General features: G+C 63.1%; 20 protein-coding genes and 1 pseudogene. 7 read left to right on the plus strand and 14 right to left on the minus strand.

Annotation, left to right across the window (positions count from 1 at the left end):
* Positions 1-16: 16 nt before the first annotated feature.
* From U5A67_RS24630 to U5A67_RS24665, 8 genes are all read right to left on the minus strand, one after another.
* On the minus strand, positions 17-1,012 hold the full coding sequence (locus tag U5A67_RS24630) for an ABC transporter substrate-binding protein (protein WP_321816376.1): 996 nt from the start codon (positions 1,010-1,012) through the stop codon (positions 17-19).
* A 181-nt stretch (positions 1,013-1,193) separates the two neighbouring features.
* Positions 1,194-2,138 (minus strand): TauD/TfdA family dioxygenase, encoded by a 945-nt coding sequence (locus tag U5A67_RS24635; protein ID WP_321816375.1) that lies wholly within the window; start codon positions 2,136-2,138, stop codon positions 1,194-1,196.
* A gap of 183 nt (positions 2,139-2,321) precedes the next feature.
* A complete protein-coding gene (locus tag U5A67_RS24640; RefSeq protein ID WP_321816374.1) occupies positions 2,322-3,143 on the minus strand; it encodes an ABC transporter ATP-binding protein in 822 nt (273 codons plus the stop codon).
* A gap of 167 nt (positions 3,144-3,310) precedes the next feature.
* Entirely contained in the window at positions 3,311-3,904 is a 594-nt protein-coding gene (locus tag U5A67_RS24645) for a hypothetical protein (protein WP_321959746.1), read from the minus strand.
* A gap of 363 nt (positions 3,905-4,267) precedes the next feature.
* A complete protein-coding gene (locus U5A67_RS24650; RefSeq protein WP_321816372.1) occupies positions 4,268-5,197 on the minus strand; it encodes a homocysteine S-methyltransferase family protein in 930 nt (309 codons plus the stop codon).
* Positions 5,198-5,252: 55 nt separating this feature from the next.
* Positions 5,253-6,023: an ABC transporter permease gene (locus tag U5A67_RS24655; protein WP_321816455.1), complete on the minus strand. Its 771-nt coding sequence runs from the start codon at positions 6,021-6,023 to the stop codon at positions 5,253-5,255.
* On the minus strand, positions 6,020-6,754 hold the full coding sequence (locus U5A67_RS24660) for an ABC transporter permease (protein ID WP_321816371.1): 735 nt from the start codon (positions 6,752-6,754) through the stop codon (positions 6,020-6,022). The genes U5A67_RS24655 and U5A67_RS24660 overlap by 4 nt, the downstream gene beginning before the upstream one ends.
* Positions 6,755-6,758: 4 nt before the next feature.
* Complete coding sequence (locus tag U5A67_RS24665; RefSeq protein WP_205980428.1) at positions 6,759-7,550, minus strand: transporter substrate-binding domain-containing protein; 792 nt, start codon at positions 7,548-7,550, stop codon at positions 6,759-6,761.
* Between the two features lie 800 nt (positions 7,551-8,350).
* On the opposite strand from U5A67_RS24665, the pseudogene U5A67_RS24670 reads away from it, so the two are divergent.
* A pseudogene (locus U5A67_RS24670) lies at positions 8,351-9,323 on the plus strand (IS110 family transposase).
* Between the two features lie 129 nt (positions 9,324-9,452).
* Here the strand turns inward: U5A67_RS24670 and U5A67_RS24675 are convergent.
* On the minus strand, positions 9,453-10,082 hold the full coding sequence (locus U5A67_RS24675; protein ID WP_321816370.1) for a glutamine cyclotransferase: 630 nt from the start codon (positions 10,080-10,082) through the stop codon (positions 9,453-9,455).
* Positions 10,079-11,338, minus strand: a complete 1,260-nt coding sequence (locus tag U5A67_RS24680) for a helix-turn-helix domain-containing protein (protein ID WP_321816369.1) — start codon at positions 11,336-11,338, stop codon at positions 10,079-10,081. Before U5A67_RS24680 ends, U5A67_RS24675 begins: the two co-directional genes overlap by 4 nt.
* A 148-nt stretch (positions 11,339-11,486) precedes the next feature.
* On the opposite strand from U5A67_RS24680, the gene U5A67_RS24685 reads away from it, so the two are divergent.
* The 3 genes from U5A67_RS24685 (at position 11,487) to U5A67_RS24695 (ending at position 15,202) form a co-directional block, all read left to right on the plus strand.
* Positions 11,487-12,287 (plus strand): DUF899 domain-containing protein, encoded by an 801-nt coding sequence (locus tag U5A67_RS24685; protein ID WP_321816368.1) that lies wholly within the window; start codon positions 11,487-11,489, stop codon positions 12,285-12,287.
* 8 nt (positions 12,288-12,295) lie between these two features.
* Positions 12,296-13,069: a DUF2182 domain-containing protein gene (locus U5A67_RS24690; RefSeq protein WP_321816367.1), complete on the plus strand. Its 774-nt coding sequence runs from the start codon at positions 12,296-12,298 to the stop codon at positions 13,067-13,069.
* 231 nt (positions 13,070-13,300) lie between these two features.
* Positions 13,301-15,202 (plus strand): phospholipase D-like domain-containing protein, encoded by a 1,902-nt coding sequence (locus U5A67_RS24695; protein WP_321816366.1) that lies wholly within the window; start codon positions 13,301-13,303, stop codon positions 15,200-15,202.
* A gap of 67 nt (positions 15,203-15,269) precedes the next feature.
* Here U5A67_RS24695 and U5A67_RS24700 read toward each other — a convergent pair whose 3' ends face one another.
* A complete protein-coding gene (locus U5A67_RS24700; protein WP_321816365.1) occupies positions 15,270-15,497 on the minus strand; it encodes a hypothetical protein in 228 nt (75 codons plus the stop codon).
* Between the two features lie 293 nt (positions 15,498-15,790).
* On the opposite strand from U5A67_RS24700, the gene U5A67_RS24705 reads away from it, so the two are divergent.
* Positions 15,791-16,510: a YceH family protein gene (locus U5A67_RS24705; protein WP_321816364.1), complete on the plus strand. Its 720-nt coding sequence runs from the start codon at positions 15,791-15,793 to the stop codon at positions 16,508-16,510.
* Positions 16,511-16,614: 104 nt separating this feature from the next.
* Here U5A67_RS24705 and U5A67_RS24710 read toward each other — a convergent pair whose 3' ends face one another.
* From U5A67_RS24710 to U5A67_RS24720, 3 genes are all read right to left on the minus strand, one after another.
* On the minus strand, positions 16,615-16,950 hold the full coding sequence (locus U5A67_RS24710; protein ID WP_205985065.1) for a hypothetical protein: 336 nt from the start codon (positions 16,948-16,950) through the stop codon (positions 16,615-16,617).
* A gap of 138 nt (positions 16,951-17,088) precedes the next feature.
* The gene (locus U5A67_RS24715; RefSeq protein ID WP_321816363.1) at positions 17,089-17,889 is read right to left on the minus strand and encodes an alpha/beta hydrolase; all 801 of its coding nucleotides are present in this window, start codon (positions 17,887-17,889) and stop codon (positions 17,089-17,091) included.
* A gap of 92 nt (positions 17,890-17,981) precedes the next feature.
* Complete coding sequence (locus U5A67_RS24720) at positions 17,982-18,335, minus strand: DUF4148 domain-containing protein (protein WP_321816362.1); 354 nt, start codon at positions 18,333-18,335, stop codon at positions 17,982-17,984.
* A 425-nt stretch (positions 18,336-18,760) separates the two neighbouring features.
* Between U5A67_RS24720 and U5A67_RS24725 the strand changes: the two genes are divergently transcribed.
* Together U5A67_RS24725 and U5A67_RS24730 are read left to right on the plus strand one after the other, a co-directional pair.
* A complete protein-coding gene (locus tag U5A67_RS24725; RefSeq protein ID WP_321816361.1) occupies positions 18,761-19,342 on the plus strand; it encodes a sigma-70 family RNA polymerase sigma factor in 582 nt (193 codons plus the stop codon).
* Positions 19,339-20,079, plus strand: coding sequence for an anti-sigma factor domain-containing protein (locus tag U5A67_RS24730; protein ID WP_321816360.1), 741 nt, complete (start codon positions 19,339-19,341; stop codon positions 20,077-20,079). Before U5A67_RS24725 ends, U5A67_RS24730 begins: the two co-directional genes overlap by 4 nt.
* Positions 20,080-20,202 lie beyond the last annotated feature (123 nt).

Below are 20,202 nucleotides of genomic sequence, written 5' to 3' on the forward strand. Positions count from 1 at the left end.
TTGTTATAGGTGCCTTTTAATTCGCTTTTGCCGTTTTTTCGACTTCGCCGAAGGTGCGATAAGGTTGCCAGCGCGAGCCGAGCTTCGTTTGCGCAAGCGCCTGATCCAGATAACTCGCGTCGACCCACTGATCGACATCGAAGCTCTGGCGGATCATGCCAAGTTGCTTTGCAGTATCGACATCGCGCTTGAATGCGTTGACGAAGTACGGATCGAGCAGCGGCGAGAAAAACGTGGCCGGATCGCTATCGCCAATCTCGTTGCGCCAGACCGAAACCGGCGTGCCCGCGCGGGTCTGTTCGAGTTGCAGATACGCATCCAGATTCTTGCGATCCGACACCCAATCCGATGCCGCGAGCACATTGGTCACGACCTTCTGCGCCCACTCGGGATGCGCACGCAGAAAATCGTTCGACGCCACCAGCCCCGCCTTGAATGTACCGACGCCATCGCGGCCACGCGTGCTCACCGGTATCTCGACGAGCCCTTTATCCTTGAGAATGAATAGCGACGACGGCCCCCAGACTGCATCGATACGATGCGCAGCAATGGCCGCCGCCGCGCCGTTGAGATCGAGATTGACGATGCGGAAATCGCGCTCGGTCAGGCCTTCGCTACGCAATACGCTGTCGAACGAGAGTTGCAGCGCTGTGCCGCGAAAGAGTGCGATCTGCTTGCCTTTGAGGTCCTTGAGATCCTTGATGCCCTGCCCCGGCTGCACCGCCAGATAACCGTTGATATCGCGCGCGAGCGCTGCGATCAGCCGCGTATCGAGTCCATTCGCGCGGCCGATGATGCCCGCGAGATCGCCCAGAAACGCCAGATCGACCTGATGATTCGCGAAGGCTTCGTTGATGGCCGGTCCTGCGCCTTTGAAGAAAGTCCATTGAATCTTCACGCCGTCTTTCAGGAAGGCTTTTTCCAGCGCCTGGTTTGCGTAAAGCACGTCGACCACACCGCCGCCCGCAGGCTTCGAAGCGGCGCCGATATCGGGCACTGCAATGCGGATCACGTTCTGTGCATGAGCCGTGGGCGAAACCAGTGCCAGCAGCGCACACGCAACGACAGAGACGGCATTAACAAACTTGAAAAAACGGTGTGCGGAAAATCGACGTGCCACGGGAACCCCCTGCAAATAAGCGCTTTTTATGCACATGCCGCCGCGCCGAATCGCGACGACATGCCGTTCTTCATCAAGCCGCGGCGGCGAGCTTCGGATTCTTTTCGACGCTGCGCGTCACGCTCGAGCGGCCATCCACGCTCACCGGCACTTCGCCCGCCAGCGTCACGCGGCGCACCACGCGGCGTGCATCGCCGTAATCGTTGACGGCATAGTGCTGCGTCGCGCGGTTGTCCCAGATCGCCACGTCGCCCGCCTGCCAGCGCCAGCGCACGATGTTTTCGAGGCGCGTGATATAGCCCTGGAACACTTCGAACAGATGATTCGATGCCGACCCGGGCAGGCCGACGAAGTGCTTGAAGAAGTGGCCCAGCACGAGCGTTTTCTCGCCGCTTTCGGGATGCACGCGCACCAGCGGATGTTCGGTTTCGTAGCGCGTGGAAACGAACACTTCGCGATAACGCTCGTAAGCCGCCTTCGCCTGTTCGCTCAGCGTATTGCGCGAGTAACTGGCGGCCGCCGCGTAGTCGTAATCGTTGCTATGCACGGCCCAGAGTTGCTCGGCCAGCGTCTTGAGCGTGTCGGGCAGATCGTCGTATGCCGTGGCCGTGTTGGCCCAGACGGTATCGCCGCCCACCTCGGGATTGGTCACGCCGCGCAGGATCGATGCCTTCGGGTAGGCATCGACGAACGTGACGTCCGTGTGCCACGAATTGGCGCGGCCGCCGTGCAGCGAATCGAGTTCGAGCAGATATTCGGTGCCTTCGCGCACCGGCACCGTGGGATGCGCGACCGGATCGCCCAGTAGCTTGGCGAACGACTCCTGCTCCTGATCCGTCAAATGCGTCTGATCGCGAAAGAAAATCACCTTATGGCGCAACAGGGCCGCGTTGATGGCTTCCAGCGCCGCCGGTTGCAGATCGCCCGAGAGGCGCACACCGCGAATCTCCGCGCCGATACGGCCCGTGACCGGATGAATTGACAGTTCGCCGCTTTCCACTACGTTCAGTTTCGACATGATTTTTCCATCTGACAATAAAAGGAATCCTTATGAATCAATATGGAAAGCGCCGGCTTGAGATCGTGCGCGTTTCCGCGTCATTCAGATCGTGGCTTCTTCAATGCGCCGCAACCGTTACAACCATGCTACCGGGACATCGTTTGAATATCTGTCTATGCCTTGACAGTCCAAAGCACACATTCAGCTATGCGAATGAGCGCCGTGACCCAGCAGCGCATGCAAGCGCTCGCGCTGCTGCTGGAATGCGGTTTCGGCGCGATGGCGCGGATACGGCAAGCCAATCTCCACCGTCGCGCGCAACGGGCCGGGGCGCGGCGCCATGACGACCACGCGATCGGCCAGGTAGACCGCTTCTTCGACATCGTGCGTGACCAGCAGCATCGTCAGGTCGGCGGCTGCGCGAATGCGCAGCAGTTGATCGTGCATCTGCGAGCGTGTGAGCGCATCGAGTGCGCTGAATGGTTCGTCGAGCAGCAGGAACGCGGGCCGCGCAACGATCGCGCGCGCCAGCGCCACGCGCTGCGCCATGCCGCCCGAAAGCTGATGCGGCAGCGCCTGCTCGAAGCCCGCGAGCCCCACCAGCGCGATATGTTCGTTCACGCGCTGCTGCACCTCGGCGCGATCGAGCTGAAAACGCGCGAGCCCGAGCGCGATGTTCTGCGTGACGGTGAGCCAGGGAAAGAGACGCGGGTCCTGAAACACCACGCCCGCTTCGTCGTTGCCGATTTTCGGCGCCATGCCATCGACGAGAATCTGCCCGTCATAAGCCGCGTCGAGCCCGCACAGCAGACGCAGCAAAGTGGATTTACCGCAGCCGCTTTCGCCGAGAATCGCAATGAATTCCTGTCGCCGGATATCGAAGTCGAGATCGGCGAGAATCGCGCGCGGCTGACCGCCAACCTGGAAGCGCTTGCTGACGCCGTGCAGCCGCACGAAAGCCGTGGATTGAGCGTGTGAGGCAGGCGCGCCGCTGCGATGCGACGCCGTTGTGGGAGCGTTCATGCTGAGCCTGATTGTGGGAGCCTGAGGCTTCCATTATCAAAAAGGCCCGGCCGGGTTGTCTGTCAAAGAGTGGTCAGATTACCCGGCGATTTGGCGCTATCGATATTCCTGAATACGGCTTGATCGATAGAGTGAGTGAAAGGCTTTGGCAAGAAATAGCGCAGCGATCAGCCCGGCGATTGCGCCGAAGGCGCGCCGGGCGATTCCAGCAATGAACGCGCGAAGCGGCGGTAAAGCCACGCGCTGCCCGCTCCCGCTACGATCAGCATCGGCCCGAAGGCCACTGACTCGACGAGTCTGAACACGGGACTGTCCCCGCTTTCGCCCAGCACCCAGTTCGCCACCGCACCGACCAGAGCGGTCGGTAAGAGGATTGCGCATAACGAAAGCGCAAGCACACAATGAAAACCCACGATGCGCCGGACGTTGCCACGCGAGTCGCGCCATGCCGCGCGCAGATTCAGCGGCCGCCCAAGCGCAACGTGGCAACCCACCAGGCTACACCGTAAATTGATCCAGACCGCCAGCATGAGCGCCGCAAAAACCAGCGTCATGGAAAGCGCGCGCCCGTGGCCGTGAATGCCGATGAAACGCAGGATCAGTATGGCAATCAGCGGACCGAGCAGGATACTCAGAAAAAACGCGAGACAAAAGCCGAGCGAGACGCCGTAATAACGCCAGAGATTCCGGCCCAAGGGCAGTCCGGTATGAGATTCGCCCAGCACCACATAACGTATTGCCTGCACGGCCAATACGTTCATGACCAGTAGCTTGAGAAGATACAGGCCCAGGATGAGCAGCGGTATCAACAAGGAATGTCGTCTGGGCGCGTGATGCAATTTGCTTTGCATGAATTGCACAAAGTAAATCGCCACGGTTGTGGCGGCGATCAACAATGGCCGCTGCCGGACCATTCTGATTGAATCGCGCCACGTGCCCGTGATGCACTCTTCGAACGTTATCGTCGTCATGGCTGACGTCCCCCGTTTGACGCGCCACGTCTTTCTGCCTGGGTGGCGCTAACCGCAATGCATGTTTTAGATGTCTTATCGGCTGCCTGCCGATTCTGCCATGCAAATCCGGGACGTGTACGGGGGTTGAGCGCCAGCGTGCACCAACGTACGTTACGCCGTGGCGCCGTCGCGCACCACGCTTGCCAGCCGCTCGATATGCTCCGGGCCGATACCGCAGCAACCGCCGATCAGCGACGCCCCAGCCTGCGCCCACGAACGCGCGAATTCCGCATAGCCTTGCGGTTCGAGATCGGCGCGCAGCTTGCTCAAGCCGTCGTTCGCGGCCATCGATTCGCGCTCCGGTTCGAATGCATTCGCGTACACGCCCAGTTCCAGCGCAGCGCCGTTGCGCTCGCGAACGTCGCGCGCTTCCACCACTGCCGCGCGCATGATCTCCGCCTGGCTGCAGTTGAACAGGAACGCCTGCGCGCCCAGTTCCAGCGCCGCCTCGACGGCGGCTTCCACCGTTTCGCCCGAACGCAGCCGTGCACGCTCGCGGCCTTCGACGATTGCCTGCACATCGCCGCTGTCGTCGAGCGTGAACGACAGCCACAGCGGACGCACATCGTCGCCCAGCGCACGGCGAGCGGCGCGCGCTTCATCGATCGAACTCAGCGTTTCGCCGAGCCACAGATCGACGTGCGGCGTGAGACCCTGCACGAGCGCATCGAGCAAGGGCGCGGCTTTTTCGGCATCGAACAGATCCGGCCGATACGAACCGAACACCGGCGGCAGCGAACCCGCCACCTTCACGGCACGCGCCTCGCCTGCTGCAGCGGCCGCTTCACGCGCGAGACGGCCCGCGCGATCCGCAAGCGCGACGCCTTGCTGCGCGAAACGCTCCTCGCCGATATGAAACGGCACGACCGCATAGGAATTCGTCGTCACGACATCGGCACCGGCGCGCACGAAGGCGTCGTGGGCCGCGCGCACATACTCGGGCGCTTCGATCAGCGCAAGCGCCGACCATTCCGGCTGTTTGAACGGCGCGCCCATGCGCAGAAGTTCGCGGCCCATGCCGCCATCGAGAATTCGGATCATTGTTGTAGCCTGAAAGTTGTCGGGTTTGCGGCGCGCGAATGGCTCGGCGAATCGCTCAGCGCAATGCGCCAATCGTTTCGACGCGCGCGCCGCTTCGTGCAGCATTGCCCTTGCTATGCGGCGTTTCGCGCACGAGATAGCGATTGAGGCGCTTTTCCAGCAGCGCAGCAGGCCAGGTGAACGCCACGACTAGCGCGACATACACGATGGCCGCGCCCGCCAGCGGTTCATAAACGCGGAAGGTCTCGAAACGCAGCGTATTCGCGGTGCCGAGCACATCGAACACGGTAATAGTGGAGGCCAGCACGGTGGATTTCATCAGCAAGATGGTTTCGCCGATCAACGCAGGCAGCGCGAGCCGCAACGCACGCGGCCCGACGATGCTGCGCAGCACACGCCAGCGCGACATACCGAACGCGTAGCCCGCTTCCACTTCGCCCGCGGGCACGCCCGCAATCGCGCCGCGCAGAATCGTCGCCACATAGGCGCTCTCGTTGATTGCGAGCGCAACGATCGCGTACCAGTACGCATCGCGCAGAAACGGCGAAGCCCAGCTATCGCGCATCCACTCGCGCGGCAGAATCTGACCGAAGCCGTAGTAAAGCAGATAGATCTGCACGAGCAGCGGCGTGCCGCGAATCAGCGTGATCCAGCCGCGTGCGGGCCAACGCCATGCGAAGCCACGCGCGCCGGCGGCCAACGCGAGCGGCACGCCAATCACGAGACTCGCTGCGCCGGAAATAAAGGTCAGCGAGAGCGTGGTGGGCACGGCCTCGATGAGTTTCGGCAGCACGGTGCCGGTGAGGAACGCAAACGAGAACATCAGAGCGAAGCCAGCCGCACACCGCGATTCACGCGCTTTTGCAGCCTGCCGAACACGGCCATCGAGCCGATGCTCAGCGCAAGAAAGAGCGCAGCGGTGACGAGATGAAAGAACAGATAATGACGCGTCGCGCCAGCCGCGAGCTGGCTCGTCTTGAGCAGATCGGAGAACGAACCGAGCACGCTGATATAGGACGCGTCCTTGGTCGCGTTGAGCCAGACATTGCTCACGCCCGGCAACGCAAGCCGCAAGGCAAGCGGCAAACGCACGCGCCGGAATACCTGGGCGCGCGTCATGCCGAACGCAAGCGCGGCCTCGACCTGGCCCGCCGGCACGGCGATCAGCGCGCCGCGAAAGATATCGGTGAGATACGCGCCCTGAATGAAGCCGAGCGAACAGATCGCCACCGCGAGCGGATCGAACGCGAACGCCGGCGACACCAGACCCGCGGCGTGCAACGCACTTTCCAGCGCGGGCGCGAGCGCATAGAACGCGATCAGCAGGCAAAGCAGCTCGGGCAGCGCGCGCACGACGGTCGTGTAACTGCGGCCTAGCACGCGCAGCGGCGCATGGCGCGAGAGCTTGGCGCCGCTGCCCGCGAAGCCTGCCAACGTGCCGACAACAAATGAACCGGCCGCGACCGCGACCGTCTGCGCGAAGGCCGCGGCGAACTCGCGGCCATAACCGCCGTTACCGAACGATAGCAGCGCGAAGACGGAGGTATCGATCAGCACGGAATCAGTTGCTCTTTTCGATCGTGCCTTGCAGCTTGGGGTAACGCGCGGTGATCGCGTCCCACGTGCCGTCCTTTTGCACCTGGGCGATGGCATCGGACAGACGCGCGCGCAGCGCATCGCCGCGACGCACACCGCCGCCTACGCCCAGACCGAGCACCGGATCATCCTTGCAGGTGCCCTTGATCTCGAAGTCCTTGCCGTCCGGCGAATTCAGGAACGCCGTAAAGAGGCCCTTGCCTTCCTGCACGTAATCGACACGACCGGCGACCAGATCGGCGAGCGCGTTGTCGAACTTGTCGAAGGACTTGATCTGCGCGTCGTGCTTGAAGCGCGCGTCGAGGAAGGCCGAGAAGTTCGTACCGGCTTCCACGCCAATCACGCGGCCCTTGAACGTCGCGGGCACAGCGCAGTCGACCTTGCGCTTGTCGCTCTTTGCGCCGACGAAGACCGTGGGCGACTCGTAGTACGGACGCGTGAAGTCGATCACTTTCTGACGCTCGCCCGTGATCGTCATCGACGACCAGATCACGTCGATCTTGCCGTTTTGCAGCGAGGGGACGAGGCCGTCCCAGGCGATATCTGAGAGCTGGCAATGCACATTCATTTTCGTGCAGACAGCATTGAGCAGATCGATTTCCCAGCCTTTCCAGCTACCCGAAGCGTCTTTGGAGAAGAACGGCGGATAGGATTCCGCATCGACGCCGATGCGCAGCGTGGGTTGTGCTGCGGCGACGAGCGAAGATGCAGTGATGGCCAGCAGGGCGGCGGCTAGGCGGGTAATGCGAGCGCGCATGTCGGAGTCCGGTTTTTAGAGTACGGTCGCCTTGGGCGGCGAAAGGGGGGGACTTTAGCGGGTCAGGTCGCAGCTTTCAAATAACCTTTGGTTGTTTGTATATTTTTTTGGGCTGTTGGGGAGGAGTTGGGGGCGTTTTTTGGGGGGCGTTCGGTTGTTATTTCTATTTCTTTCTGTTTGTTTTTTTGTTGGCATTTCCTTGTTTTCGTGTCGGTCTATTAGCGTCGCCCCTGTGCGGGGCGGCACCTACTTTTCTTTGCAGCGGCAAAGAAAAGTAGGCAAAAGAAAGCCGCTACAAACGCCAGAATGACGCAGTCCACAAACAGCCTTTTAGGGGGAAAGGTATAGGAGCATCCGGTCCCTCGGGCCTTCAAAGCTAGTGACAAGGCGCCCGCACACCCAGGGGCGCTGCGCGCCCCGAGAGGCATAACGCAAACCGAAGGTTTGCTGGTTTCACTGGCAAACCCGACCGTTGCGCGCGCAGCGAGCAACGGGATGTATGACGGCTTTGTCACTGGCTTTGAAGGCGCGAGATGCCGGACGGCCCTATACCATTCCCCGTGTAAGGCTGGTTGTGGACTGCGTCACATTGGCGGTGTGAGCGGCTTTCTTTTGCCTACTTGTATATTCTTTCCTGTGGTGCCAGCCCGATCAGTTGGCACCACATTGGACAGATAGCTCGTCTGCCTACCGGGTCTTCAAGCCCGCAGAAAAGCGTGATGCATCTGTCCTTCATCCCCTTAACCCGGACAGTTGACCGAGCCTCGAGCTCGAATTCTCCTGCAAGTATGGGTACCGCGATGAACCAGCCTAATCAGATCTATATCGGCATCGATGTCAGTGGCGACTTTCTTGACCTCGCCATCTACAACTCCGCCGATGCCTGGCGCGTTCCGAATGACGCTCCCTCAATCGACCAGCTTGGAATGACGCTCCCTCAATCGACCGGCTTGTCCAGCAACTGGCCGTCCTTAGTCCCACACTCATCGTCATGGAGGCCACCGGCAAGCTCGAACTCGCTGTGCTCAAGGCCCTCTGTCGCGCACGGTTGCCCGCCATCGCTGTCAATGCGAGACAGATCCGTGATTTCGCCCGCGCCACTGGGCGACTGGCCAAGACAGACCGCATCGACGCCCTCGTCATTTCCCATTTCGCAGCAGTGATACAGCCCGCCGTGCGGCCGCTCAATGATGAGCAAACCGAACAGCTTCAGGCCCTGCTGCTGCGACGTGTCCAGCTCATCGAAATGCTCGTTGCAGAAAAAACCGCCTCACGCGCGCTCATCAAGCCGCACGTGCAAGCCTGCGCGAGCACATCAAATGGCTTGAGCAGCAACTTCATATCGCCGATCATGACATCGATTCGTTCCTGCGTGCCTCGCCCGCCTGGCGCCAGAAGGAGGATCTCTTACGCTCGGTGCCCGGCATCGGCCCAGGCGCTGCCGCTACCCTCATCGCCTTCATGCCGGAACTCGGTTCACTCTCGCGCCGCCAGATCGCTTCGCTTGCCGGTGTCGCGCCGTTCAACGTCGATAGCGGCAATCACAGCGGCAAGCGGCGCGTGCAGGGCGGGCGTGCCATCGTACGGCGCGCACTTTACATGGCATGTATACCGGCGCTGCGCTTTAATCCGGCCATCCGCGCCTTCTATGACCGCCTGTGTCACGCTGGCAAACCGTTCAAGGTCGCCATCACCGCCTGCATGCGCAAACTGCTCACCATGCTTAACGCCATGATTCGCAATTCAACACCGTGGAACCCCACCGATGCTTGACTTTCAATACGGTTGCTTTTCTTTGCCGCTGCAAAGAAAAGTAGGTGCCGCCCCGCACAGGGGCAACGCTAATAGACCGACACGACCACAAGGAAATGCCAACAAAAAACCCAATCAAAACCACAAACCTCACCCCCTCCTAACCACCCGTATCTTCGCACTCCCACCCCCACCACAAAAAAACCGCTCCCCACCATCCGACTCCAGCCCGGAAACCGCCGTCCCCTCAGGCATCTCAAGCCGCTCCAGAACCTTCCCAGTCTGCGCATCGATCCTTCGAAGATCGCTCTCATCGCCCTCCCAAGTGCCGTGCCACAACTCCCCATCCACCCACGTCACCCCGGTAACAAACCGGCTCGACTCCAGCGTCCGCAGCACCACCCCACTCTCAGGATCAATCTGATGAATCTTGCGCGCCCGATACTCCCCCACCCATAACGTCCCCTCCGCCCACGCAAGCCCGGAGTCGCCCCCGCCGCCAGGCGCCGGAATCGTCGCCAGCACCCGCCCGGTCTGCGGATCGATCTTATGAATCTGCGCCTCGGCGATCTGAAACAGATGCTGCCCATCAAACGCCGTCCCCGCATGCGCAGGCACATCGATGGAACCCTGCGTCTGACCACTCTCAGGATCGAGCGATGCCAGCCTGTCGCCCGCCGCGAACCACACGCGGCTCCCATCCCAGGTGACGCCGCCCACCTGCTCGACGCCCTCGAAAGGTCCATATTCGCGGACGATCTTTGCCGTGGAATGCTTCATCGTGTGCTCCTTGTGGGTCGGTTCATGCGCTCATCCTGCTCGCCTGGCAGCGGCGCGGGGAGTAACAAGGCCGTCGCGAATCCCGGCAACGGCGGCATGGTCCAATGCCGCGCGCGTCCCACGCCCACCGGCTGCACCTTGCGCGCGGCCGCCAGCGCATCGAGCGCGCGCTGCACCGTGCGCTGGCTCGCCCCCAACGCCAGCGCAAGCGCCGAACTCGACCACGCTTCGCCATCGGCGAGCAGCGCCAGCACGGCGGCGTGCGGCTCTTCAACCGGCCGCGCCAGCACCGCCACGTCAGTCGCGCCATGCGGATCGAGCGCGAATCCCCGCGCAGTCGCACGAATGCCGGCGATGCCGTCGAGCAACGCACGCAGCCGCCCGATCTCCACGCGTAAGCGCGCCCGATGCGTTTCATCCGCATGCTTCATGCGAAAGGCGCGCGCGATCAGCGCGTCGCGCGACACGTCGCCGGGCCACGCTTCGGCGAGGGCGCGCACCAGCACGAACAGAACCGGCCGGCGCGCGAGCGGCACCGCGTTCGCGGCTTCGCGCACGGCGTAGCGGCAGGCGTCGATCACCAGCGCGTTCGAGGCCAGCAGCGTTTCGACTTCGCCAAGCAGCAGCGGCCGCTCCTCGCCGCGCGCGATCAGCCGCGCGGCAGGCGCTTCGAGCAGTTGCGCCGCCCGCGCAACTTCGGCCGCCAGCGGCGCGATGCCCGCCACGCGCACGGCTCGCGCGGCCTGTGCCAATGCGGTGCGCGCCGCCTGCGCCCGGATGCGCCGCATCGCAATCCCCGCCGCGATCAATTCATGCGATGCACGCAGCGCAGGCGGCAGCGGTTCGGGGTCCATGTCGGCGAGTTGTGTTTCTGCTTCGTCCAGACGGCCGATCAACAGCAGACGGCGAATCGCCAGATGGCGCGCATGCGCCGCGTTGAGTGCGTCGCCGTGCGCTTCGAGCGTTTGTCGCGCTGCATCGAGCGTGGCTTCCGGCCAGCCCAGATCGCGCGATGCGAACGCCACCTCCGCTTCGGCGACGATGCAGCGCGCGCGGGCCACCGCTTCGCGCACGCCAAATGCGCGTGCGGCACTGCGCAAAAGCGCTTTCGCGCGCTCCAGGTCGCCCAATTGCGCCATGGCGATGCCGCGCAGCGCAAGCGCGGGCGCGTCGTCGCGCAAGGCCACGCGGTTCAGCGCGCCCAGCGCGTCACCGGCGGCGAGTGCGCGCGCCGCAGCGGTAATCAGCGAGTCCATGCATGGCCCTTATCAGCCTCGATTCCCGACACATTTGTCACTCCCGGTGCACGACGATCCAAGCCTAATCTAAAACCGCAATCCGCCCTCGACCACTTGCCCGCACGTCCCTGCAAACGGGCGCGGGCGCCATCTCAAGGAGCACATCATGACCAAGGACGCAACCAAGGACGTAACCAGGAACGCAACCCTCCACGCAACCGGCACCCGCGAGCAATGGCTCGCCGCCAGGCTTGATCTGCTCGAAGCCGAAAAAGACCTCACGCGCCGCAGCGACGCGCTGGCCCAGCAGCGCCAGGCGCTGCCCTGGGTGCGCGTCGATAAAGACTACGCCTTCGATACCGAGCAAGGCCGCGCCACGCTCGCCGATCTTTTCGCCGGGCGCTCGCAACTGCTCGTCTATCACTTCATGTTCGGCCCGGATTACGCGGCGGGTTGCCCGTCCTGCTCGGCACTCGCCGATGGCTTCGACGGCAATGTCGCGCATCTGGTCCAGCACGACGTCACGCTGATGGCGGTTTCGCGCGCACCGCTCGCCAAACTGCTGGCTTACCGCGAACGCATGGGCTGGCATTTCCCGTGGGCTTCGTCGCAAGGCAACGACTTCAATTTCGATTTCAACGTTTCATTTACCGCCGAGCAGCAGCGCACAGGCGATGTCGAATACAACTATGCGCGCGGCCAGCACGCGATGGACGCCGATCCGCCCCCCGCGCCCGTCGCCGAATTCGCCGCCAGCTGCGGCACCGACGCCACCACCTACGCACGCGACCGGCCAGGCCTGAGCGCCTTCGTGCGCGAAGACGGCGCTATCTGGCACACGTATTCGACCTACGCACGCGGGCTCGACGCGATCTGGGGCATGTATCAATGGCTCGATCGCGCGCCGCGCGGGCGCAACGAAACCGGCATCTGGTGGAAGCGTCACGACGAATATCGCCCGAAATGAGGTTCATCATGGTCCGCATCGCCAGAGCGCAGATGATTTTCGCCGCAGTCGTCGTGCTGCTGTTCGCGGCCAGCGCGGCGGCCACGGCGCTGCGCTACACGTCCATGTCCGCGATGAACGGCACGCCCATGCCAGGCGGCTGGACACTGTCCGCCGCGTGGCTGCCGCTGTGCGGACGCACGTGGCTGCAAACCGCCGCATCGTTCATATCGATGTGGGCCACGATGATGCCTGCGATGATGTTGCCCGCGCTCGCGCCGATGCTTTGGCGCGTGCGTGAATCGCCAGACATTCAATCTGGATTGCTAATCATATCGGGCGCGGCCGGCTACTTCTCGGTGTGGCTGCTCGCAGGCAGCGTACTTTTTCCGCTGGGCGCTGCATTGGCCTCGCTCGCTGTGCACCTGCCGGCACTCGCCCGCGCAGCGCCGCTCGCGGCAGGCGTCGTGGTATTGGTCGCGGGCGTACTTCAATGCACATCCTGGAAAACCAGGCGCCTCGCCTGCTGCCGCTCGCTGCGCGCCTGCCATCATGCGTCGCCAGCAAGCGTAGTCGACGCGATGCGCGAAGGCACGCGCCTCGCAATACGCTGCGGGCTGTGCTGCAGCAACTGGATGGCGGTACTGCTCGCCGCCGGCGTGATGGATCGCCACGCAACGTTGATCGTGAGCGCAGCGATTGCCATCGAGCGCATCGCATCGGCGCGCCAGCCGCTCGTGCGTCTGGCTGGCATCGCGAGTATCGCTGCGGGCGGCATGCTGATTGCGCGCGCGATCCGATAACTGCATTGCTTGCGCCAGCGCATGCCACACGCGTACGTGTCACCGAAAGATCATATTGAAGCGTTGAACGTCGCCTAGAATTCAACGCACTTCTCCGGCGTCCGCATCGATTCCCTGCGGGCCGCCCGTCTCGCTTGATCCCGTTCATTCCTTCGCGCCGCCAGCGCGCGCGGCGTGCATCGAATGTGTCTCGCTGCTTCGTCCCATGCCTTTCCACAGGAACCCGTCATCATGAGCGACATCGAATTGCAGGCGTATCGCGGCACCGACAGTGTTTTCCTCGCGTGGTGGCACGAGAGCGCGATTGCCGATTGTCTCGGCTACGCCGTCCTGCGCCGCGTCGATGGCAAGAACGCCACGCCGCTGAACGCCTACGTGGGATTTTCGACTCAGCATGCCGTGCAATCCAATGCCGACGCGAAACCCTCGACGCTCTGGCCATATCAGCGCTTCACGTGGACCGATTTCGAAGTACCCGCGACCGGCAAGGTCGAATACAGCGTGGTGGCGATGACGGGCAAAACGTCGAAGCCCACCGAAAGCGATATTCAATCGCCGTGGTTCGAACCGGCCACACCGCAACCGAAAACGTATCAGCCGTTTTTCAACGTCGGCATTGTCGGTGCGCGCTGGTTTGCGAAATGCGCCGAGGTCTATCCCGATCAATTCGCAGCGCTGCGCACCGCGCTCGCACCGAAGCACACCAACACCGAAAACAACGAAAACGACGAAAACAGCGCGAACAACGATCCCGATATCGCCACGCAGGCACTGGAAACCGTGCTGCAACTGCCGCTGCCCGCCGAGGCGATTCCCGCGCTCGCCCACGCCAGACCGAAGCCCACCATCGGCAGCGAACTGGGCGGCGAGCTCGTCAAGCAGATGCACGCGCTGCTCGACGAAGCGCATCGGACCGAGGACATGCATCTCTATCTGGTGCTGTTCGAGCTTTCCGATAGCGATCTGATCGCGCGTCTCGCGCGACTCGGCCAGCGCTGCCACCTCGTGCTCGCCAACAGCACGCACGAAAAAGGCACCGACGAAAACGCCAGCGCCGCCGCCGCGCTAACGGGCAAGGTCGATCTGTCGCGCCGTATTCTCAAACCGTCGGGTGTCTACGCGCACAACAAGTTCGCCGTGTTCGTCACGGGCGGCGCAGCCGATCAGCACGGCAAGGCGCAAAAGGTCTGGACCGGCAGCACGAACTGGACGCCGCACGGCCTTTATACGCAGGTGAATAACGGCCTGCTGGTGAACGACGCGAAAATCGCCGCGGCGTATCTGGCCGAATGGCAACGTCTGCGCGAAGCCGATTTCCGCACGCCGCCGCCCGCCTCCGATACGCAGGTCAACACGTTCAAACACGGCAAGCAGACGACATCGGTATTTTTCAGCCCGCATCTGCCGAAGTCGATCGGCGCGAATTCACCGGATCTCGCTTACGCGCGTTCGCTGATCCAGAACGCGAAATCCGGCATTCTCACGCTAATGCTCGATCCGGGCTGGCAAGGCAGTCTGCTGCAGGACATTCGCGAGCAGGCCGAAGCCGATGCCGGGCTCTATATTCGCGGCGTGGTCAATACCGATCCCACGATTCACGCGCATGCGGGCGACACGACGGCCGTGGGTTTTCTGCACGGCACCGAAGCCGTGCCCTCGAATTACGATATCGTCCTGCCCGCCACGCAACACCAGAAAGGCGCGCCGATCCTCGATTATCTCGGGCGTGTGGGCATCGTGGTCGTGCATAGCAAGATCATCGTGATCGATCCGCTCGGCGATCATCCGGTGGTCATGACCGGCTCGCACAACGCGGGCGTGAAAGCCGCCACCGTCAACGACGACAATCTCATCATCATCGAAAACGATCGCGATCTGGCGATTGCCTACGCGGTCAATGCAATCGCCGTGTTCGATCACTTCTGGTGGCGTCACAACATGGCGCCGCCTGCGAAGCGCAAGAACGCGAAGGCCAGCGACGCGACCATCGGCGGTCCGTCCCATCTGACGTCGCCGCACGAATGGACCGGCCTGCGCCCGAATGCGTCATGGCAAGACAAGTTCTATGCCAGCGATGCGAGCGCGGGTGAAGCGCGTTTCTGGGGGCTGGAAGTGAAGGAAAAAGTCGAATGAAGCGGCGATGAAGCACCGATAAGACGAAGGCCGCGCGCGCAGAGCGCCGCGCGGCCTCTGAACGATGTCAGCAGGCGAACGAAGCCTCGGCCGCGCCCGGCATATTGTCTAGCGCGCGACCGCCGTCCCGGCGGGCTTCGGTCTCGCCCGAAAACGTGGTTTCGCTATAGGCGATGACCTTGAAGCCGCCACCGACGGCGCGCGGAATGGTAATACCCCAGTGCCAGCCGCCTTCCTGTTCGAAGACGTGCAACTTTAGGGCCGAATGCAATATTGGCGATTGGGATGCGCTCACGACACGCCCTCCTTTTCGAAAAATGTTTCGAAGCGCGTTCGAAACTCCAGGCGACTCGTGCAGTGTAGGCGGTGATATTGTGCAGTGCAATAAGCGTTAATCTCTATGCAGAAGGTTTTATATCGTCAAAATCGCAAATTTCGGCTGCTTAAAACCGGTATGCAATTGGCTTTATTACTTATTGGGTAAAAACCACTAATATCGGCGGCCGCTGGCAATCAAGGCGTCGGCCCTGCGCAACGGCGCGATGAGCGGGTATGATCGAAACCCGTGAAAACTCCGCCTGAGCGCTTATGAACACCCCTGCCGAAGCCTCCTCGCCCCGCGCGCTGCGTGCGCTCACCCCGCTGGAGGCGCGCATCGTCGGCGTGCTGATCGAGAAGCAGCACACCGTACCGGATACGTACCCGCTGTCGCTCAATTCGCTCACGTCGGGCTGCAACCAGAAGACGGCACGCGCGCCTGTCATGAATGTCAGCGAGGCCGAAGTGCTGAGCGCCATCGAAGATCTGAAACATCTGAGCCTCGTCTTCGAAGGCAGCAGCAGCCGCGTGCCGCGTTTCGAACATAACCTCAATCGCGTGCTGGGTATTCCCACGCAAGCCGTGGCCTTGCTGACCGTGCTGCTGTTGCGCGGCGCGCAGACCGCTGCCGAATTGCGCCTGAATTCTGCGCGGTTGCATGGTTTCGCCGATGTCTCTTCGGTCGAGGCGTTTCTCGCCGAACTGGCCGAGCGCGAGCCGCCGCTCGTCATCAAGCTGCCGCGTGCGCCGGGCGCGCGCGAGAACCGCTGGATGCATCTGCTATGCGGCGAAGTGAGCGTGGCGAGCTACGAAAGCGATGACTCGGGCGCGGGCGTATCGAGCGCTGCGGGTATTTCGAATGCCGATTACGAGTCGCTGCGCGCCGAACAGCAACGTCTCGCCGATGAAGTCGCGCGCCTGCAGATGCTGGTGGAACGCATGGCGAGCGAACTGGGCATCTCCATCGAGAAACAGGCTGACGAAGAGTGACGGCAATCGCTGCGCAAAGGCACGCGACGCGTCATATTAAATGTTGAAAAGCGGCTGGGCGGATCACTCCACCCAGCCGCTTTTTTTCATGCAGCATCACAAGATCACTGGCCGATCTGACGGCTGACGTGATTCTCCTGCTGATTCAGTGCGCGGTCTTCGGCGTGCGTGATATGGCCGTTGTTCTGGCTGGCCATCATGCGTTCTTCACCGCGAATCTGGCGATCATCGCGATGCAGACGCGCGGCTTGCGCGTGGGACATTTCGCCTTCGCGGACTTCCTGGTGGATACGGCGGTCCTGATGCGCGAGACGATGATTCACTTCCACACGACGCGGATGCGTGGCATCCCAATGCGAATAGGAAGCGGCCGACGCATTGCCTGCAAAAGCGAGCGTAAGCGTGGCAAGAGCGGCGAAATAAACGGGCAAGCGGCGCATGGTGGTTCTCCCTGAAGTCTGCGGTGACGGCACGATGCCGTCTATCCGCTCAACGCGGCGCCTTATCGCGTTGTTGACCCCAGGATTGTGAGTTCTGCAACCGGGTGTATCCGCTCGCCTACACCTCCCGGCGAGTCGTCATTGCGCCTTGCGCGCCGCCTCGATAATCGCATCGGCCACGGCTTGCGGCTGGCTCACCAGCGCCACATGGCTCGCATTCACCTTCGTCACCTGTGCGCCGATATGCGCGGCCATCCGCGCCTGAAGCTGCGGATCGATCATGCGGTCCTGCTGCGGAATCACGAAGAGCGACGGCTTGTCGTGCCACGCGGCCTGCGTCACCTTTTCGTCGATACAACCCGCGAACCACGGCGCCTGCGTCGCGGCAATCAGCTTGCGCTGCGCGAGCGGCAGATCCTGCGCGAAATCGTCGATCACACCCTGGGTCGAGAGCGTCAAATAACCGGCCGAATCCTTTTTCAACTGATCGGCCCAGACGGGCGGCGGCAGTCCCTTCGTGATATCGCTGATCGATTGACCGTTATCCGGCGCGAAGGCGGCCACGTAGACCAGCGCCTTGACCTTGTCGTCGTTGCCCGCTTCGCTTACGACCACGCCAGCCCACGAATGGCCCACCAGCACCACGGGGCCTTGCTGCGCATCGATCACGCGCTTCGTCGCGGCCACGTCGCCCGCGAGCGAATCGAGCGGATTCTGCACCGCCACCACATGCAGGCCACGCGCCTGCAGCAGCGCGATCACCTTGTCCCAGCTCGAACCGTCGGCGAAAGCACCGTGCACCAGCACGACGTTCTTGCCCTGCAACCCGGCGGACGACGCGCTTTGGGCGGCATGCTGCGTCGCATAGGCAGCGGGCAAGGCGAACAGGGAACCGAGCATCAGCGCGCTCGCAAGGGTCCGGCGAAGAAAGCGGGTCATCGAATCACTCCTGGCAGAAAAAAAGTTGTTGTTGTTCGAGGTGTCGCGAGGCGGGGTTCAATCCAGCGCCTCGCGACGGCAGGTGCGCTGCATTATGAGTGGGCGTAGATCGGTTCGAGGCCGGGCACGTCCTGCGGATCGGCGGCTTGGTGGCCGACGTGCGAGACGCGTGCAAGCGGCGCTGCCGATTCCGAACTGCCGTTCGCGCTGCCGCCGTAAGCGGCGTTCGCGCCTTGCTGGTTCGCGGCGATGCGCGAAAGCGCGGCTTGCAGGTTCGCGGGGTACTGGTTGTTGTCGCTGGCAGGCTGATAGCCTGCCTGCTGAAGCTGGACGAGTTCGGCGCGCACTTCGGCGCGGGTGATCGTGTGATCCTGCGCGAACGAAACGGCGGGCACGGCAGCGGCAACGACGACGGCGGCGGCAACGAGGGAACGAACGAGGTTCATGATTTTCTCCAGTCGATGACAATGAGGGGCTTCGTTAAAGGTTCTGCGCTTCACTTGCACTTCCTGACGCCCGGCTGCGCGGTTTCTGTTTCGCTGCAACCTTGCGTTGGACGTATTTGGCGCCTCGCACGTATCTGGGTTGTTTCCGCACCCCCCGCTTATTGCAAGCGAGTTTTTCCAACCGCAGCGCAGATACATTGCGGTACAAAACTCGTCGATTTACCGGCTCGCGGATGCGTCCGGCAGCGCTTTGCGCCCGTATATCGCTCAAGTCCACCGTCCGCGCCACTTCGCCCGCCATGACTCCCAGCCCGCTGCCGCTGCACCCCTTGCTGCCTCGCCTGGCGCTGGCGATGCTATATTCCGTCAGACCCTTCCGTCCTTTCAGTACCTTCAGCGCGGGCGCTGGACGCCCCCACATGCGCATGACCGATACGTCTGGCAAGGCAGAGAACACCGACGAAGCCGCGCGCCGCGCGCACCTGAACCAGTTGCTCGCTTGCGTAGGCCAGGGCGATCAGGCGGCGTTCGCGGAGCTTTACCGGCTCGCGTCCGCGCGCGTCTTCGCGGCCATCGTGCGTATGGTCCACGACCGCGCCGAAGCCGAAGACCTGCTCCAGGACGTCTTCACCACCGCCTGGCGGCGCGCCGACCTGTTCGACCCCGCGCGCGGCGGCGCGATGACCTGGCTGGTCACGCTGGCGCGCAACCGCACGATCGACCGCTTGCGCCAGCATCGCGAAACGCCGATCGCCGAAGACAGCGAACTCGATCTCGCCGACGATCACCCCACGCCCGCCGCGCTCGCCGAAGCCAGCGAAGAACGGCGCCGCCTCGAACACTGCCTCGAACAACTCGCTCCGCAGCAGCATCGCGCGGTGCGCGAGGCCTTCTTCAGCGGCGCGACCTATAGCGAGCTGGCCGCCCAGTTGAGCGTGCCGCTGGGCACGCTGAAAAGCTGGATACGGCGCAGCCTGATGCAACTCAAGACCTGCCTCGAGCGATGAGCACGCCCGCCGACCACGATCCCGAACTGCTCTGCGCCGAATACGCGCTGGGCGTGCTTGACGCCGCCGGGCGCCAGGCGCTGGAACAGGCCGCCCGCACCGACGCCGTTCTCGCCGCCACGCTCGCCCGCTGGGAACAGCGTTTCGCGCCGCTGGCCGAGGATCTCGCGCCCATCGCCGCACCCGCGCGCGTCTGGACGCGCATCGAGCGCGATCTGGGCTTTTTGCCCACTCGCGCGGGCGGCACGGCATCCGGCTGGTGGAACGACCTGCGGCTGTGGCGTTTCGTGGGGATCGGCGCGAGCATGGCCGCGCTGGCGCTGGCCGCCGTCAATCTGGTCTGGCTGCGCGCGCCGGCCGGTACGCCCGGCACCACCACGGTGGCGAGCGCGACGCCCTACATGGTCGCGACGATCGCCCGCCCGGACGGCGTCGCCCACTGGACCGTGACCGTCGATCTGCGCCGCCGCGACATCGTCGTCGTGCCAGCGGCGAAGCCGACCATCGCCGCCGGACGCGCCACCGAACTCTGGCTGATCGCGCCAGGCGAAAAGCCGATGCCGCTGGGCGTCTTCCCCGCCGATACGCCCGCCAGCATGCCGATGCCCGCCGAAGTGGTCGCTCACGTCAGCGCGGGCGCGGTGCTGGCCGTGTCGATCGAGCCGCCGGGCGGATCGCCCACCGGCCAGCCGACCGGCCCGGTGGTGGCAACTGGCCCGATGAAGAGCGCGGCTTGATCGACCTCACAAGTTAGCGCTCACTCACTCATCTCTGACGAAAGTCGCGTGGTTTGACGCGATTTTCCGATTCGTCTGCATCCGTTCGCGCGCTTCGCCCGTATCTCCGTTATCGACCTGCTA

Source organism: Paraburkholderia sp. J69-1, from assembly GCF_905220255.1.
In the GTDB taxonomy this organism is placed as follows: domain Bacteria; phylum Pseudomonadota; class Gammaproteobacteria; order Burkholderiales; family Burkholderiaceae; genus Paraburkholderia.